Origin of the sequence: Alicyclobacillus tolerans, from assembly GCF_048984885.1 — a bacterium.
GTDB classification, from domain to species: Bacteria; Bacillota; Bacilli; order Alicyclobacillales; family Alicyclobacillaceae; genus Alicyclobacillus_I; species Alicyclobacillus_I tolerans.
Genome location: NZ_JBMGNK010000002.1, coordinates 1,343,239 through 1,358,899 on the forward strand (window position 1 = coordinate 1,343,239; position 15,661 = coordinate 1,358,899).

The window sequence follows — 15,661 nt, forward strand, 5'->3', positions numbered from 1 at the left end:
CAAATTAACACAGATATGCTGTTTTGTAAATCGTAATTGATCTTATTTTCTGGATTGCTATCGCAGGGTTTATTTAAAGACAGATGGAATGGGATTGAACATCTAAAAATTGATCAGAAAATGCTTAACGATGAATGGGTCATGGACGTTCAAAATGAGGGCTGTTCGAAAGTGGCATATGAATAAGGAGGCTCTATCACCAACTTGCTTGACGCTACTTTATTGTCAGTTGATGATAGAGCAGAAAGGAATTAATGACCACGCGGAATGCTGGCTAAATGTTTACGGCCAATCGCAAGAATCACAACACTAAGGATAACGCCCAGTGCACCTGAATAAAAAGGTATATGAGGGTTGTACCATGATGCTAATTTTCCAGCTAGCCAAGGAGCAATAGCGCCTCCTAAAAAACGTACAAAACTGTAAGCTGATGAAGCTATAGGACGCTCAAATGGGGAAACTACCATAACTGCTGTAGTTATCAGCGTATTGTTGATTCCCAAAAGAGCTCCCGCCAGAATAACGGCTATAGAGACAATCATTGTAGTATTCGTAAATACGGCCATGATAATCAAATCAAGAGCAAACAGTGTGAGTACAGTCATCATGACCGAACTGGTACCAAACTTTTTTTGTAAATGAGGAGCAATCCAAACAGATGTAATCGCTAGACAAATGCCCCAGCCAAAAAAGACGTATCCTAGCTGATGAATACTGAGCCGCAAGACAAAGGGTGTGTATGCAAGCAATGTAAAAAATCCGAAATTATAAAAGAATGCAGTCAAGCCCATAGTAAGAAGCCCACGGTGACGTAAGGCAAAAAAAGGTTCAATAAGGCTATGTCGAGCAGCTGGACGTTGATTTCCCTTCAGTAAAATTAAGGTCAACAAGAAACCGATACACATCAATACTGCTACCCCATAAAAAGGACCACGCCAGGAGATAGCGCCTAATTCTCCACCGAGCAAGGGACCTACAGAAATTCCTAGTCCGAGTGCGGCTTCGTATAAAATAATGGCTCCCGCGGGACCGCCGTTTGCAACGCTAACAATGACTGCCAGAGCAGTGGAAATAAAAAGTGCATTGCCCAGTCCCCAACCTGCTCTGAACCAGACGATTTGTCCAACATTGGCTGCGTGTCCAGCCAGCGCACTAAAAAGAATAATCAGTAATAAACCAGCTATCAGCGTTCCTTTGTAGCCAATTCTGCTGCTGATCCCGCTGGTAATGACCATGGCTAAAGCCATTACTAAGTTATAGGAAGTAAAAAGAAGTTCAACTTCAGCAGGGGATGCATGCAGTTTAGAAGCAATGTCTGGAAGTATCGGATCGACGAGACCAAGACCCATAAATGCAATGATACATGCAAATGCTACTGACCAAACAGCAAGTGGTTGATGCCAAAGTGGCTGCCGTGTGTCAGATAAATCTTCAAGGTGAGAAGACAACTGAATCGACTCCTTTTTGCTAAAATAGAGGATAAAGTGGTGATTAATCCCAATATATTTCGTAAAACGAAATATATTGGGGGGAGAAACTGCGTTCTTCAAAAAATATCGATCTCGAAGAACCAAAATACATCATATACTATTCCGCTCTGATTTCAAGTGATTGATTTTGGATGAGGAATTTTGTGAAGTGTAGGTAAAAGTAATGATATTAAGGTAAACAAAATCATAAAGGGGATGTGGTATTCCCCTTGATTTCAATGGCTATAGATATTGCGTAGGTTAATTAAGCGCTCCAGATTCGTTGTTTATCGACAATAGCAATTTCTTGGTCTTGAAGAGGGACAATTTCCCAATCTATATCGTTAGGAACTTCTATGATTTTCATAGTACTCATAGGGTGTGTAATTTGATCCCCATAAGTCTCTAAAAGTTCAATTAATACGGGATGAGTCATGAGTTTTTTCCATATATCCAAATCTTTTGTATCAAAAAATGTTCGAATAAATCGATATTCTCCCATCGGAATCATCCCAAACTCTAATTCTTCATGAGGACTGTAAAAAATTCTTTGCACAATATAAATGGGATTTATACGATCTTCTTCGCTAAGCAGACGAATATATGAAAGAGTCTCTTTAATGACCCAGCCTTTTTCCATCAATTTTTGAAAACCTAACTCATTGAAATGAAATATTTTTTTCCAAATAATGATTTTCAAAATAAACTGCCTCCTAAAATTGAACTACTCGATGGGTTTCCTGTTCACCGTTTCAAAGTCTTCATTATTTATGCCTTCATTTTAGAAAGATCGATTGTTCCAAAAGTATCGAATTTTGTTCCATTTGCAACATGTTGTAGGTATTCTCTCTTGAAATTTCGAATATATAGGATATGATATAGAAAACGTTTAACTAAAACGTTTTCTAAAAATTAATGGAGGTAAGCGCATTCAAAACATGTCGAACCCATGGCTATTGCGTCCTTCAATTCCAAGCTAAAAGGAGGTCTGACTATGAGCAGTAAGAGAAGCAATGTAAGATGGGGAATAGCGGTTCTCATAGGAATAGGAATTGTTATCAATTATTTTGATCGAACCAATATCTCCGTGGCCACTAAACCCTTGATGTCCAGTTATCATTTAACCAAGGGAGAAATGGGTATTCTTTTATCTTCATTTGCATGGTCTTATGCTTTGGTGCAAATTCCTGTTGGTGCTTTGCTAGACCAAGTGGGTGTGAAATGGCTTATGCGTATTGGCACGCTGCTTTGGTCTTTGGCAACTTTTTTGACCGCTGTTGTCAGTGGAATGGGACTCATTATTTTTTCGAGGATTTTACTAGGTATTGCTGAAGGACCTGCTTTTCCCGGTGCATCCAAAGCGACTGGATATTGGTTTCCAATAATCGAGCGCGGCAGAGCAACTTCAATGTTCGATGCAGCAGCCAAGCTATCTAATGTCATTGGCGTACCGATTGTTGCTTTTGCCGTGACGGCATGGGGCTGGCGAGGCGGTTTTATACTGACAGGCATTCTCAGTCTGCTATATTTTCTAGCTTATTGGATTTGGTATCGCGATCCCGAGGAATCTAAATCGATCAATGAGGCAGAGTTACGCTATATTCGTGAAGGAGGAGCTCAAGAAGAAGGAGAAGCATCAGGTGGCAGTATGCGCAATTTGGGCTATCTTTTGGGGCGACGTAAAGTATGGGGCCTGACCATTGGTTTTGCTGCTTATGGCTACGCATTTTACCTTTTTCTTACCTGGCTGCCAGGGTACTTAGAAACACAGATGCATATGTCCGTCTTAAAAAGTAGTGGATTTGCCATTATTCCTTGGGTGGTAGCCACATTGACGGATTTATGGATTGGAGGTTGGCTTGTAGATAAACTGGTTGCTTCTGGTCGTGATGGATCTCGTGTCCGCAAAACTTTGTTAGTTATAGGGATGATATTTGGACTAGCTGTAGCAGGCGCTGCGTTCACATCTCATGCAAGTGTGGCTATTGTCTGGATTTCTATTGCACTTGGAGGCCTTGCCTTTTCAGCGCCCATCGGCTGGAGTATCCCTGCTCTGATTGCGCCTAAAGGCACAGTTGGGACAGTCGGAAGTATTATGAACTTTGTCAATAATATTATGGGTATTTTGGCACCCATCATCACGGGATTTATTGCTGGAGGCACAGGTTCTTTTGCGCTAGGATTTTTAGTAGCTGCTGTAGTGCTTCTCATTGGTATTTTGTCCTATGTCTTTTTGCTTGGGCGGATTGAACCAATGGAATGTTCTCAAATATCTCGTCTTTAAGTGTGGTTTGGGATGAAGCTGGAATTGCCGCCGGCCTGCTTGTATAGGTCGGCGGTCTTTATTGAATGGGAGTGAATACCATGACGCATTGTGTGATCGGTGTCGATCTCGGTACAACATCGGTGAAAGCCAATTTGTTTCATGAAAATGGCCAGATGTTGCAGTTGTTTAGTCATACCGTAAAAACGCATCACGAAGAGGATGGTTCGGCTAAACAATGTCCTCAGGAAGTGGCCAGAGCGACAGGGAAGGTATTGGTTGAGGCGGCCCAATTCGCTAAAAAATCTGGTTTTTCCGTCCGTTTAGTAGGTATCAGTGCTGCTATGCACAGCCTGCTTGTAGTCAATCAAGCGGGTGAGCCTTTAACGTATGCTTCCATTTGGATGGATGCTCGACCAAACGAAGAGGCAATGCAGCTTCGTAGACAACCTATTGGTAAAACACTATACGAAGCAACAGGCACACCGTTGCATGCAATGTCTCCTTTAGCCAAATTGTTATGGATGCGCCGCCAATCCAGCCCATTCTTAAATCAACATAATCGTTATGTATCTTTGAAGGAGTTTGTCTGGTATCAATGGTTTGGCGAGTGGGTGGTAGATGAATCTATGGCGGGAGCGTCTGGTATGTACAATTTGCATATCCGCGATTGGGACCCATTGGCTCTTTCACTTGCTGGCATTCAGCGCGATCAGTTATCAAGCATTGTTCCAACGAAGAAGCTTTATCAAGGAGTGATAAACTCTGAATTAAAGTTGGCCGGTTTGTCCGATACACTATTTAATATTGGCGCTTCGGATGGAGTTTTGGCTAATTTAGGCGTGGGTGCTTTAGACGATGAGTCTATGGTTATTACAATGGGAACAAGTTGTGCAGTTCGGTTGACCGCTCACAAACCAATCTTTGATTTTCAGCACCAACCGTTTACTTACGTGTTGGACGATGAACGTTATGTGGTTGGTGGACCGAGTAACAGTGGAGGTGTGATTGTAGATTGGATTCTGCAACAGTTTTTAGGAAGTTCAGTATCGGAAGATAACGATATGTGGAAAATTTTATTACAGGAAGCGTCTCAAGTGGATTCTGGCAATCTGACATTTTTACCTTATGTGGCAGGTGAGCGAGCACCCTTATGGAATGCTGATTGGAGCGGTGCTTGGCTTGGCTTGCGTCTGGAACATCAACGTTCTCATTTGTTGCGCGCTGCTCTGGAAGGAATAGTATTTAATGCTTTTTGGATTGCGGGAGGATTGCGGAAAGCTGGAGCACAACCGAAACGACTCATTTTATCAGGGAAGTTGTTGCAGAACGCGTTCATGTCGCAATTGTGCGCAGATATATTTCAACTTCCCGTAATCAGTTGTCATGTTGGGGATGCCTCAGCCAGAGGAGCAGCCAAGCTGGCTATGTTAGCTGCAGGTGACATTCAATATCATCAAATAAGTGAGGGGTTGCCTTTCGAATTCACTTTTCCAAATAAAAAAAAGCAAGTTGAATACGCAGAGAAATATGAGCGATTTCGTTCGTATTGTCAACTTTTAGAATCTAATCTTTCAGCATCGTCGAGTCGCGTATAATCAGTTCGGAAGGAAGTATCTGTAATACAGGCATATTTTCTGTCGATCCCGTTTCCACTTTCTCTAATATAAGTTTGGCTGCTAAGCGTCCCATTTCTTCCGTAGGTTGACGTATACTTGTCAATGGAGGGGTGGTAACGCTTGCCCAATCGGGATCGTCAAAAGTAGCCAGTCCCATGGGATTTGGAGTTTGTATTCCTAATTTCTGTAACCACGGGTAGAGTCGCAGCATAAGAAGTCCATTGGCAGTATAAATAGCAAAAGATTGACCGTTCATATTTTTACGAATGCGTTCCGCGGTATGAAAGTAACTTTCTTCATTAGATTTATCCAGACGTTCTATCCATTCTTGACGCTTCGCTTTCAGGCAGGCATTTCGATATCCACGTAGTCTTTCTTCACGAGTACTCACTCCGTTTTCCATCTCTGTAACATAAATTACATTTTCGTAGCCTGTGGTAAACAAATAATGGGTTACATCATAAGAAACCTGCTCATTGTTGGTAACTACGTTGGCAGCATTTGCAATATCTATGCGTCGATCGATCATGACCAACGCCAATTCTTTAGAAATATTTTGCAACAAATCTGCATTTGCTCCATTTGTTTGAATAACGATACCATCGACATTTTGACTGCGCAAAGATAATAAGAAATCTCGTTCTCTTTGCTTATCTCCGTTGCTATCAAAAACCAGCAATCCATATCCGGCTGGTGCCATGACCTCTGAAAGTGAACGGATGACAGAGGCACAAAACGGGTAACTGATGTTGACCACAACAACGGCTATTTGTTTTGTCCGATTGGCTTTAAGTCCTTGCGCCATGATGTTGGGACGATACTCGAGACGCTGTATGATATTGGCAATTTTCATTCTGGTTTTCTCGCTCATATATTCATAATGTCCATTTAAATAGCGAGATACTGTAGTAATCGATACCTGCGCCTCACGTGCAACATCTTCAATGGTAACCCGTTTGAAATTTGCCATATGCTATCCCTCCATCCAGCTTATCCATCATATCATGTAGGGGCGACAAACGCTTGTTGGGCAAAATGTCTATGGTCAATCTGTACTCAACAACGCTTCGGTTTGATAGGGCTGTAGACTGGATATATAGCAAGATTGATTCTAGAATAAATATGGCAAACTGAAAAAGCTTTGTTTTAACAGGAGTGATTCTTCTCTTATGCATGCTGAATTTCGCGGTTTGGGACTTGGCGGGGGTGGTCATGGCGCTGATCGATGGAAAATGCGCGAGTTGGCCAAACAAGAACATTTTGATTGGAAAATATTAAGCAGAGCCTTGCGAGCATTTCTACCCTATTGGCCACTTTCTATTGTTGTGATTTTCGTGATTCTTGCCACTTCCATAGGTGGGGTGTTGCCCGCATCTTTGACTCAACGCATTATCGATCTCGGTATACTTAAAGGCAATTTGAAAGTTGTCATGGAGTACACTGTAGCTCTTGTATTAACCGCTGTAGTTACCGGATTGCTAGGCGTGGTTCAGACTTGGCTGAGCAATCTCATTGCGCAAAATGTAATGGCTGACTATCGAATGGATTTATTTCGGCATCTTCAACTGCAAAGTGTCCATTTTTTTGCTTCTCGTCAAGCGGGAGAATTAGTTTCCCGTGTAACCAACGATGTAACAGCCATTCAAAACGTCGTAACCAATACACTGGTTGGTTTTGTAAGTAGTGCTTTAACCATTGCCTCAACACTCGTCTTTATGTTCAGTATGAATTGGCAGTTGGCTATTCTTTCGCTGATTGTCGTTCCAGCTTTTGTTATTCCCACCCAACGCGTAGGTATGACTCGTCAGAAATTACAGGGAGAAATTCAACAGTGGCTTGCCAAATTAACTGTCCAATTAAGTGAAACACTCGGTGTTAGTGGTGCTCTTTTAATTCGTATTTTAAATAGACAAGAGGCTGAAGAAAAACAATTCGCTGAAACTAATCATGTCTTGCGTGATTTGCAGGTTCGTCAATCTCTTGTTGGTCGATGGCTTTTTATGTGGATCAATATGTTTTCTGCTATTGGGCCTGCCGCCCTATGGGGATATGGTGGGTGGCTGGTTATTCACCATCGTTTGCAACTTGGCGCAATTGTTGCATTTACTACCTTGTTGGGGCGTCTTTATGGTCCGTTTAGTCAATTAGCGCAAATTCATGTCAATCTGCTTTCGTCCATTGCTTTATTTCGCCGCATTTTTTCTTTGCTCGATCAAGCTCCAGAAGTTGTTGATGGTCCATTGACCATTCCTGCTGATGCTATTGAAGGTAATCTGACTCTGCAAGCCGTATCCTATCGTTACCCGCTTCGCGAAAAACAGTTATCTGCAATATCTGTGAAAGAGGACGTCAATGATTCACATGAAGAAGATTCGCTTACCCAATCGCATCAGTTTGCCTTGCAAGATATTGCATTCCATGTGAAATCTGGTGAAACAGTAGCCCTTGTAGGCCCAAGCGGGGCAGGTAAAACAACTCTTCTGCAGCTCATACCGCGTTTTATGGATCCGACTCAAGGTACTGTCTATCTTGATGAATGGAATATTCGTGAATTGAAGTTGCAGTCGTTGCGAGCGCAAATTGGTTTGGTGCCCCAAGATCCATTTTTCTTTCATGACACGGTTTTTCATAATTTAAAAATGGCAAAAGAAGAAGCTACTTTGGAAGAAATGCGACGAGCATGCCGAGCTGCGCAAATTTTAGATACGATTGAACAACTACCTGATGGATTTCACACAGTAGTAGGAGAACGCGGCTATCGGTTATCAGGTGGCGAAAGACAGCGTCTGGCCATTGCACGAGTGCTTTTGCAAGAACCTAAAATTGTCTTATTAGACGAAGCAACGAGTGCTCTTGACAGTATCACCGAACGGAAAATTCAAGAGGCGCTCTCCGTATTGCTGGCTGGCCGTACAGCCATCGTGATCGCCCATAGATTGTCGACTATTTTAAATGCCGATCATATCATTGTTATGAATCAGGGAAAGGTAGTCGCTATGGGAACGCATCAAGAATTACTGCAAGAAAATAGCTTATATCAAAATCTGTATCGTACTCAATTTCAAGAGCAATGGCAAGCCACTTAGAAGAACTGAGTCTGCAATGAATAAAAAGGAAATTGCTCTTCCTAAAGTTACTTCTCCTTCAAAGAATGCCGGGATTCAATGACACGACATAAGCCATTTTTTACATTACTAGCAAGTATCTCTTTAGCTTCTTGAAAACGTCCCTGATGCAACATTTCTATAATCGAAGCATGTTCAAGATAGGACTTTTCCATCTGCTCCTTTGTTTGTGTTGAAAATTGCAAGAGATATTTGAGAGGGTATCCAAGCTGTTGATAAAGTCTAAAGAGGATTTGACTGCCGGAAAATTGAAATAGACTCTCATGAAACATGGAATTATATTGAGAATAGGCTTGATTGTCTCCATCCACTACAGAAGTCTGCATTTGATGTAAAATATCTTGAAATGAACTGTAAATCTCATGGTTCCAGCGTGTCATTAGTCTATCGATGGTAGAAAGTTCTAAAATAGATCTCACTTCGTATAAATCACGAATATCATCATCTGAATATTCTCGTACAACTGTACCACGCCTAGGTAACCGTTCTACTAACCCATCCAATTGTAATAAATAGAGAGCTTCGCGTATCGGAGCTCGACTCGTTTTAAACATAGAAGCTAACTCTTCTTCTTTAAGACGATGTCCTCTTGGCAATTCGCCATTGAAGATACGTTCTGCCAACCAGTCAGCAATTTGCATAGGAAGTGGATTTGTAAGTGATACTTCGGATTTATTGTCAGTGAAATAGGTACGTTCCAATTCATTCACAACCTTGTTTTTAAATAGAAACATCACTTTATAAAGAGGTATTGTACAGAATAGGTTCAATTCCTGCAAAGAACTACAGAAACCTAGAGGTGTGTAATGAAACTGTATGGATTATATGGTAGAAGTGGGACTGGCAAAAGCCATCATGCTCAATGGATTGCCCAAAAAATGAATATAGAATGTATATTGGATGATGGGGTTATGATTTATAAAGGTGTGCTCAAAGCCGGGTACTCTGCAAAACTAGAGAAAACTATGATGGACGCTGTACGTCGAGCAATTTTTATGGATACTTTGCATTGTCAAGAAGTCCGCAGTGCGTTGCTAAAATATAACCCCTCAAAATGTCTTATTCTAGGAACTTCACAAAGAATGATTGAAAGAATATGTTTTCGTTTGGATTTAAATATAAATGAAATTGAATGGATATCTATCGATGAAATTGTAAATATTGAAGAAAAATTATTAGCTTTAGAAATGCGGCAAAAGGGTTTGCATGCGGTTCCGATTTTTCAGTCGAAGCTTCAAGCGGAAAGTCGTATCGCCTCTTATGCGATAAAAATGCTTAATCGTATAAAAGTTAGTCACCATTTAAAAAAAACGGATGAAGAATTTACGGTTGTTCGTCCTATTTTTGCGGAAGGGGGAGTTTACATTCATCCTCAAGTGGTTAGTCAATCCATTCATTATCTTATCGAATTTCATCAATATCCTTTTCATATGACTCGAATGGTTGTATTGAATCATGACTTGAGTCATTTTCATATTAAATTACATGCCAAATGGCAAAGTGATTTACGTAAAGAATCCATGAGGCTTCAACAACATATATTCAACTTTCTACAAGAAAAACTTGGGTTTCCTTATCCCAATATCGTTATAGAAATTGTTTCAATCAGTCCTCCAACACATATGACATAAAAAAAATAATAATCAATATTCTTTAAATAGTTTGACATCAATCGTTGTTCAATGATATATTGTCGACAATCGACAATTAGGGATGGGGGGAAACTGTGAAGGTTGTAGTGGAGAGATTTAATGAACAGGGGACCTTGAGATTTCAACTTGCCGGACCCATTGGTGTGATTACAATTGACAGATCTAGTCAACGTAATGCATTAACTCAAGATATGTGGAAAACTATGAAAAACTGGGTAGTGAGTCTGCCATCTAAAACGAGGTTACTTGTAATTCGTGGTGCTGGAAGTGATTTTACTGCAGGAAGCGATATTAAGGAATTTTCTGTTTTAACGGTAGATCAGGCAAATATTGCTTTTGAAACAATGGAAGAGACTATCTCCGCTATTGAGAATGTATCGATTCCTACGATTGCTTCAATTAACGGGCCTGCTTTTGGAGCTGGTTTCATATTAGCGTTAGCATGCGATGTTAGGATAGGTACAGAAAATGCAATGTTTGGAATGCCTGTTGGAAAACTTGGAATTACTTTGCAGCCTCCTTTTCTACGCAGAATGATACAAACACTGGGGCCTAGTCGAACTAAAGATTTGATTTATACCGCGCGCAGTTATAAAGCAAACCAGGCAATGGAACTAGGAATTCTGAATTATCTTGTACCAAGCGAAAAATTAGATAGTGAAACGATTTCATTAGCCAGAAGAATGCTATTACAGTCAAGAGCATCTTTGCTTGCGGTAAAGAAAAATGTGAATCTTGTCCTATCGGGTATGCAGATGGAAACAGGTTATTGGGTTGATAACAATGATTTTAAAGAGGGAGTACGCGCGTTTACTGAAAAACGACCAGCACATTTCTAGATGTAAATCAAAAAACTTGTTAGATAGACACAATGGGAGGGTAGCGTATGTATGCGTTTTCAAATATCCGTATTGTGGATCTGACAAGAATATTAAGTGGCCCTTTTTGTACAATGTATTTTGCTGATCTCGGTGCGGAAGTAATTAAAATCGAGCCACCAAATGGAGACGATACACGAACTTGGGGACCTCCTTTTATTCAAGGTGAAAGCGCATACTTTATGAGCGTAAACAGAAATAAAAAAAGTGTGGTTCTTGATTTAAAGTCTGAAGTTGGTAAACAAAGGCTTATTGAATTAGTAAAAAATGCAGATATCATAGTTGAAAATTTTCGACCAGGTACTTTAGAGAAACTTGGATTTGGATTTGAAAACTTAAAGAAATGGAACCCAACCATCATACTTGCATCTATATCTGGTTTTGGACAAACGGGTCGTTATAGAGATGAACCAGGTTATGATGTGATTGCTCAAGGTATGGGCGGTTTAATGGCTGTGACAGGATATCCAGATGGTGAGCCAGTTAAGCCTGGATTTTCTTTGGCAGATATTAGTGCAGGCATGTGGGCGATTATTGGTATTTTAACAGCTTTAGAAAAAAGACGTTATATTTCTGAAGCGCAGTGGATAGATGTCTCACTACTAGAATCCATGATGGCTTTTCAAACCTATGCTGCAGGTAATTTTTTTGCGAGTGGTTATGACCCTAAACCGATGGGAAATGCGCATCCAAATATATGCCCTTATCAGGCGTTTTCAGCAAGCGACGGTTATTTTAATTTAGCGGTTGGAAATGATAAATTGTGGGAAAAATTTTGTCTCGCAATAGGTGCGTTAGGTAACGATGAACGATTTAAGACTAATCCAGACCGTGTTACAAGAAGAGATATTCTTATTCCGTTGTTGCAGGAAATATTTAAAACTAAAACGGTTTCTGAGTGGATTCAAATTCTTCGTCAACATGGGATTCCATGTGGGCCTATTTACAAATTATCAGATTTATATGCTGATAATTACGTTATAGAGAGAAACATGCTCTTTACTGTAAACCACCCTGTGGCAGGAGAAATTAAACAAGTGGCCACACCCGTTAAGTTTTTGAATGAGACAGAAAATAAAATTAAAGATAATCCGCCACCGCTTCTTGGCGAACATACTGAAACCATCTTGCAAGCTATCCAAATCATGTAGGGTCATTTTTTCTTCCTAGTAAAACAAGTTTACAACAGAGAGGAGATGAAAGAGAAAGTAACGCAAAATAAATCTGAATATTCTAATCTATATAAATTTATTTTTATCTGATATACGATGCGATTTGTTGAAGAATAAGGGAGGTAGGAAGGATGGGTTCGTCAGTTCAAGTTGCAAGTGCTCCTTTATCCATAAAAACTAAATTAAATCGTCAACAAATAAATGGATTTTGGGCAGCCTGGAGTGGGTGGTTGATGGATGGCATGGATTCAGTCATCTATGCACTCGTATTGACTCCAGCTATGAAACAATTGCTTCCTATGTCTGGTATTCAGTCTACTGCTAGTAATATTGCTCTGTACGGTTCTATCTTGTTTGCGCTATTTTTGGTTGGTTGGGGTCTATCGTTTTTATGGGGACCCATAGCAGATCGTTTTGGACGTTCCAAGTCATTGATGTTAACGATTCTTGTCTATGCTGTATTTACCTGTTTAAGCGGGTTTGCACATAATATTTGGGAATTGGCTATTTTTCGGACTTTGGCGGGTATTGGTATTGGTGGTGAATGGTCAATGGCTGGTACTTTTGTTGCAGAATCTTGGCCTGAGGATAGAAGAAAAATGGGGGCAGGATATTTACAAACAGGTTACTATGCTGGATTTTTTGTGGCTGCCGCTTTGAACTATACAATTGGAGCATCATTCGGCTGGAGAGCCATGTTTTTTGTAGGTATTGTTCCTGCTCTAGTATCTTTTTGGGTACTAGCAAGTGTAAAAGAACCGGAAAAATTTACAAAAGTAATTCAAAAGACGAAGAATCATCAGCCTTTATCTAAAATTTTTACACCTGAGTATCGTAAACGTACGCTTATTAATTCTCTACTACTAACTGTAGCTATCATTGGACTCTGGGCAGGGTCAGTTTATGAACCAACAGCTATTATCCAACTAGCAACAAAAACTGGAATGAAAGGACTCGCGCCTGTACACATGTCATCTTATGGAACAGCTATTTTATCAATTGGAACAATTCTAGGATGTATTTTGCTAGTTCCTCTGGCGGAGAAAATAGGTCGGAAAAAAGCTTTAGCAGTCTATTTTGCAGTGATGATTGTCAGCATCATTCTCTCTTTTGGGTGGGCATTCTATTTACCACATGGGCTTGCGCCATTTATGGTCATCCTGTTCTTTCTTGGATTTGGTGGAGGGAATTTTGCAATGTTTAGTTTATGGCTACCTGAACAATATCCTACAGATAGGAGAGCTAGTGCTTTTGCATTTACTACTTCGATTGGTCGGTTTGTTGGTGCGATTGTAACGTTTATCATTGGTTCACTGGTTCACCAAATGGGAACACTTGGAATACCGGTAGCATTGACGTCAATTGCATTTTTAATTGGTATACTCATCATACCAGCAGCAAAAGAAACAAGAGGGGATTCTCTTCCAGAATAATGTGATGCAAATCAGAACAGGTCGATCTAGTCAAAAGATCGACCTGTTCATTGAAATTTTTTACGCATGGGCATGTTTACCTGGAGTTGATTTGGAGTTTATCTTTAGTTCTGTATCTTTGCCAGCCATCGTCCAAAGATTGAGCAGAATGGTTATAGCTCCTAAAATGACGCTTGTCCATGTTTCTTTAGTATCCATGGATAGTACGAAAGGTTGAATGATGAACCCAATACCCATAATCAGGGAAACCCATGTTTGCCAAACTTTCCAACCGGAACTATTCTGCATAAATGTTGCCCATCCAGATGCAATCAGTTGAATTGCGCCTAGAATAATGCTTGACCAAAGAGCAGATGTGTGATTGGTGTAGTGGAAGACCCACGGTGAAATGATAAACCAAATACCAATTAGGGCAAGTAATCCATTTCTCCACTTCATATAACCACACCTCCTAAAAGATTTGGTTTACATAAAGTAAATTAAAACTTATCCATGAACTCTTCAAGGTTGGTTTTAATCGAATTAGACGAAAAAGAGAAGAAAATTTAATAAGATATTCCTATCTCTTTTTCTTTCTTAACCAATCTTTGAATTTCTCATCATTACGTATGTTTTTAAGCGAAAATTTTCTGGAAACCGCGATCGAGCAATTCGAAAATCTCGGTTTTTTTGGTTTAGAACGGTCCTGTGATATGATTTTTCAAATTCTAAAATGATAGGTAGTGGGTTATGAGAACTGGAGATCAAACTTTGATGAAAGAAATTAATAAATCAATTGTCACCGATATCATACGTAGTCAACATCCCGTTTCACGTGCGCGTATTTCTGAAATAACAGGTTTAAATAAAGCAACTGTATCCAGTTTGATTGATGAACTCATCCACGAAGGACTTGTCATTGAACTCGGTACAGGTCCTTCTGCTGTGGGACGGAGGCCACGTATGCTCGGTTTTAATGGTAGAGCTGGCTATGCTGTAGGCGTGGCTATTGATCTTCATGAAGTTCGTTTTTTATTGATAGATTTACTTGGCAAATTAGAAAAATCTCTGGTGATTGCATCTCCTGTGGGTATGGAAGTTGAGCAAACGGTGTATCAAGTAGTCGATGTGGTTCAACAAATAGTTCAATCAGCACCTTCATCCCCGTTAGGTGTGATTGGTGTGGGAATAGCTGTTCCAGGACTGGTGGATTTTAAGAAAGGTGTGGTATGGAACGCGCCTAATTTGCATTGGATGAATATTCCTTTACGTAAAATGCTTGAAGCACATTTAGATTTGCCTGTTTTTATTGATAATGAGTCTAATATGGGAGCCATTGCTGAACAATGGTTAGGTAAAGGACAAAATTATTCAAATTTTGTTTATTTAAGTGTAACCACAGGACTTGGTAGCGGTATTGTTGTGAATCGACAGTTGATGCGGGGAAGTGGAGGCATAGCAGGAGAAGTTGGTCATATGGTGGTAGTGGTGGATGGATTGCTATGTTCTTGCGGGAACAGGGGCTGTTTGGAAATGTATGCCTCAGAGAAATCTTTAATAGAAATCTTTCAACAAAAATCAGGTAAAGAGGTATCGACGGTGGAAGAAATCTTTCAACGGGCAGAGAATGGAGACGTTTTGGCTAAAGCAGCGATTTCTTCGGTTGGTAGGTATTTGGCCACAGGAATGAATAACTTAATCCATACTTGTAATCCGGAAAGTGTTATCGTGGGAGGGAGAATTACCCGTTTTCAATCCTTGCTTTGGGAAGCGATGCAACCTGTTCTTTCTAAATCCATGGTCGATTCTTTTTTTCACACGAAATTAGAATGGTCTACACTCGGTCAAAATGCGCTTTCACTTGGAGCAGCTTCTTTAGTCATCGATCATCGTTTTGCTAAACCAACGATACTTTAAAACTAAAAACCTTTTGAAGAGGCAATTGAAAAAAAATATATCTTGCGCTACTATTAGTTTGTTTCTTAAACAAACTAAATTGAGAATGATTCTTTGTTGTCTAAACCCGTTTTCTGTTCTGAGTTGAAGTGATATGCAGCACACAATATCTAAT

The 15,661-nt window shown here is 40.2% G+C and carries 13 protein-coding genes; 8 read left to right on the forward strand and 5 right to left on the reverse strand.

All coding sequences use genetic code 11. From position 1 onward, the window contains the following. Window positions 1–251: 251 nt before the first annotated feature. Both ACOJUR_RS06630 and ACOJUR_RS06635 read right to left on the reverse strand, forming a co-directional pair. Window positions 252–1,454: an MFS transporter gene (locus tag ACOJUR_RS06630; protein WP_370541570.1), complete on the reverse strand. Its 1,203-nt coding sequence runs from the start codon at window positions 1,452–1,454 to the stop codon at window positions 252–254. A 280-nt stretch (window positions 1,455–1,734) separates the two neighbouring features. Continuing rightward, window positions 1,735–2,169: a hypothetical protein gene (locus ACOJUR_RS06635; RefSeq protein WP_420949565.1), complete on the reverse strand. Its 435-nt coding sequence runs from the start codon at window positions 2,167–2,169 to the stop codon at window positions 1,735–1,737. A gap of 294 nt (window positions 2,170–2,463) precedes the next feature. Here ACOJUR_RS06635 and ACOJUR_RS06640 point away from each other — a divergent pair, with 294 nt between their 5' ends. After that, window positions 2,464–3,753 carry an MFS transporter gene (locus ACOJUR_RS06640; protein WP_420949566.1) on the forward strand — a complete coding sequence of 430 codons (1,290 nt, stop codon included), beginning with the start codon at window positions 2,464–2,466 and terminating at the stop codon, window positions 3,751–3,753. 80 nt (window positions 3,754–3,833) lie between these two features. Continuing rightward, window positions 3,834–5,330 (forward strand): gluconokinase, encoded by a 1,497-nt coding sequence (locus ACOJUR_RS06645; RefSeq protein WP_306953939.1) that lies wholly within the window; start codon window positions 3,834–3,836, stop codon window positions 5,328–5,330. Here the strand turns inward: ACOJUR_RS06645 and ACOJUR_RS06650 are convergent. Continuing rightward, complete coding sequence (locus tag ACOJUR_RS06650; RefSeq protein ID WP_420949567.1) at window positions 5,299–6,321, reverse strand: LacI family DNA-binding transcriptional regulator; 1,023 nt, start codon at window positions 6,319–6,321, stop codon at window positions 5,299–5,301. The two genes, ACOJUR_RS06645 and ACOJUR_RS06650, sit on opposite strands and share 32 nt — an antisense overlap. Window positions 6,322–6,520: 199 nt before the next feature. On the opposite strand from ACOJUR_RS06650, the gene ACOJUR_RS06655 reads away from it, so the two are divergent. After that, window positions 6,521–8,437 (forward strand): ABC transporter ATP-binding protein, encoded by a 1,917-nt coding sequence (locus ACOJUR_RS06655; protein WP_420949568.1) that lies wholly within the window; start codon window positions 6,521–6,523, stop codon window positions 8,435–8,437. 47 nt (window positions 8,438–8,484) lie between these two features. Here the strand turns inward: ACOJUR_RS06655 and ACOJUR_RS06660 are convergent, their stop codons facing one another. Continuing rightward, on the reverse strand, window positions 8,485–9,186 hold the full coding sequence (locus tag ACOJUR_RS06660; protein ID WP_129583517.1) for a GntR family transcriptional regulator: 702 nt from the start codon (window positions 9,184–9,186) through the stop codon (window positions 8,485–8,487). A 96-nt stretch (window positions 9,187–9,282) separates the two neighbouring features. Between ACOJUR_RS06660 and ACOJUR_RS06665 the strand changes: the two genes are divergently transcribed. From ACOJUR_RS06665 to ACOJUR_RS06680, 4 genes are all read left to right on the forward strand, one after another. Beyond that, window positions 9,283–10,107 carry a hypothetical protein gene (locus tag ACOJUR_RS06665; protein WP_420949569.1) on the forward strand — a complete coding sequence of 275 codons (825 nt, stop codon included), beginning with the start codon at window positions 9,283–9,285 and terminating at the stop codon, window positions 10,105–10,107. 95 nt (window positions 10,108–10,202) lie between these two features. Continuing rightward, on the forward strand, window positions 10,203–10,967 hold the full coding sequence (locus ACOJUR_RS06670; RefSeq protein WP_306953947.1) for an enoyl-CoA hydratase/isomerase family protein: 765 nt from the start codon (window positions 10,203–10,205) through the stop codon (window positions 10,965–10,967). 47 nt (window positions 10,968–11,014) lie between these two features. After that, a complete protein-coding gene (locus ACOJUR_RS06675; RefSeq protein ID WP_072873378.1) occupies window positions 11,015–12,157 on the forward strand; it encodes a CaiB/BaiF CoA transferase family protein in 1,143 nt (380 codons plus the stop codon). 152 nt (window positions 12,158–12,309) lie between these two features. Further along, window positions 12,310–13,611: an MFS transporter gene (locus ACOJUR_RS06680; RefSeq protein ID WP_420949570.1), complete on the forward strand. Its 1,302-nt coding sequence runs from the start codon at window positions 12,310–12,312 to the stop codon at window positions 13,609–13,611. A gap of 60 nt (window positions 13,612–13,671) precedes the next feature. Here ACOJUR_RS06680 and ACOJUR_RS06685 read toward each other — a convergent pair whose 3' ends face one another. Then, window positions 13,672–14,049 carry an SPW repeat protein gene (locus ACOJUR_RS06685; RefSeq protein ID WP_072873376.1) on the reverse strand — a complete coding sequence of 126 codons (378 nt, stop codon included), beginning with the start codon at window positions 14,047–14,049 and terminating at the stop codon, window positions 13,672–13,674. Between the two features lie 315 nt (window positions 14,050–14,364). On the opposite strand from ACOJUR_RS06685, the gene ACOJUR_RS06690 reads away from it, so the two are divergent. Continuing rightward, window positions 14,365–15,507 carry an ROK family transcriptional regulator gene (locus ACOJUR_RS06690; RefSeq protein WP_420950517.1) on the forward strand — a complete coding sequence of 381 codons (1,143 nt, stop codon included), beginning with the start codon at window positions 14,365–14,367 and terminating at the stop codon, window positions 15,505–15,507. The last annotated feature ends 154 nt before the right edge of the window (window positions 15,508–15,661 follow it).

Coding starts and splice junctions, on each gene's coding strand:
- ACOJUR_RS06640 (WP_420949566.1), top strand. CDS start 2,464: ATGAGCAGTAAGAGAAGCAATGTAAGATGGGGAATAGCGGTTCTCATA.
- ACOJUR_RS06645 (WP_306953939.1), top strand. CDS start 3,834: ATGACGCATTGTGTGATCGGTGTCGATCTCGGTACAACATCGGTGAAA.
- ACOJUR_RS06650 (WP_420949567.1), bottom strand. CDS start 6,321: ATGGCAAATTTCAAACGGGTTACCATTGAAGATGTTGCACGTGAGGCG.
- ACOJUR_RS06655 (WP_420949568.1), top strand. CDS start 6,521: ATGCATGCTGAATTTCGCGGTTTGGGACTTGGCGGGGGTGGTCATGGC.
- ACOJUR_RS06665 (WP_420949569.1), top strand. CDS start 9,283: ATGAAACTGTATGGATTATATGGTAGAAGTGGGACTGGCAAAAGCCAT.
- ACOJUR_RS06675 (WP_072873378.1), top strand. CDS start 11,015: ATGTATGCGTTTTCAAATATCCGTATTGTGGATCTGACAAGAATATTA.
- ACOJUR_RS06680 (WP_420949570.1), top strand. CDS start 12,310: ATGGGTTCGTCAGTTCAAGTTGCAAGTGCTCCTTTATCCATAAAAACT.
- ACOJUR_RS06685 (WP_072873376.1), bottom strand. CDS start 14,049: ATGAAGTGGAGAAATGGATTACTTGCCCTAATTGGTATTTGGTTTATC.
- ACOJUR_RS06690 (WP_420950517.1), top strand. CDS start 14,365: ATGAAAGAAATTAATAAATCAATTGTCACCGATATCATACGTAGTCAA.